Raw genomic sequence first — 1,086 nt, 5'->3', positions numbered from 1 at the left:
GCCCCACCTTGAGCACCCCTCAACCACGTGTCCCGCTCTAGATTGGTCGAGCCGTGCTCAAGGCCACCGGCCGCGGCACCTTGGGCGCCCATCAACCACGTGTCCCGCTCTGGATTGGTCGAGCCGTGCTCAAGGCCACCGGCCGCGGCACCTTGGGCGCCCATCAACCACGTGCCCGCGCCGGAATGGTCGAGCCGTGCCCAAGGCCCCCGCCCGCCGCACCTTGGGCACCCATCAACCAAGGCCCCGGGCCGCGGCACCTTGGGCACCTATCAACCACGTGCGCCGCGCTGGGATGGTTGAGCCGTGCTCAAGGCCCCGGGCCGCGGCACCTTGGGCACCTATCAACCACGTGCGCCGCGCTGGGATGGTTGAGCGGTGCTCAAGGCCCCCGGGCCGCGGCACCTTGGGCGCCCATCGACCACGTGCGCCGCGCTGGGATGGTCGAGCCGTGCTCAAGGCCCCCGGGCCGCGGCACCTTGGGCGCCCATCGACCACGTGCGCCGCGCTCGGATGGTTGAGCCGTGCTCAAGGTCGTAGCGGCTCGAGGGGCGGTTGTCGGCGGAGGGACAGGACGTATAGGTGTACGACGGGTTCGCGCCCGCTTACGCCCGCCTGGGCGGGCGCGCAGCAGACGTATACGTCCTGTCGTTCGGGTGATCGCCGGGCCGCCGCCTAGCGGAAGGTTGCTACCCAGCCGACTCGGGTGCGGTCGGAGCAGATCAGGAACAAGGTGCAGCGCTCGTACGTCGCCGTGCCCCTTCCGACGGACATGGTGGTGAGTCCGCAGTTGAGCAGGGTGGGCTTGTTCTGCGACATCATCCGGTCGAAGGCCCTGTCTGCCGACCAGTTGTCGCCACCAGCAGCGGCCTTCGAGCTGGTGTTGCCGTCGTCAAGGGTGTCGTCCGCCGCGCGCTGCTTGGCCTCCGCCTCTGAGCTGCGGGTCAGACTGGTACTGCGTTTGAGCGGTGCGCAGCCGTTATCCGCGCGGGCGTTGTTGATCTTGTTGAACAGCTGCAGCTCGTTGCTGTCCATGTCGCCGTCGTCCTTCGGCGGTGGGGGAGGCGGAGGTGGTGGGGTGTTGGT

1 protein-coding gene is annotated in these 1,086 nt (G+C 69.2%); it reads right to left on the bottom strand.

Going from position 1 to position 1,086, the window contains the following annotated elements:
* Positions 1-675: 675 nt before the first annotated feature.
* Positions 676-1,086, bottom strand: a 411-nt coding sequence (locus E1261_RS44875) for a CAP domain-containing protein (protein WP_338034004.1), incomplete at its 5' end; no start/stop codon positions are given.

It is taken from the genome of Kribbella albertanoniae (assembly GCF_004348455.1).
Taxonomy (GTDB): domain Bacteria; phylum Actinomycetota; class Actinomycetes; order Propionibacteriales; family Kribbellaceae; genus Kribbella; species Kribbella albertanoniae.
The sequence above is the reverse complement of the archived record's forward strand: the minus strand, read 5'-3'. Positions and strand labels throughout refer to the sequence as shown.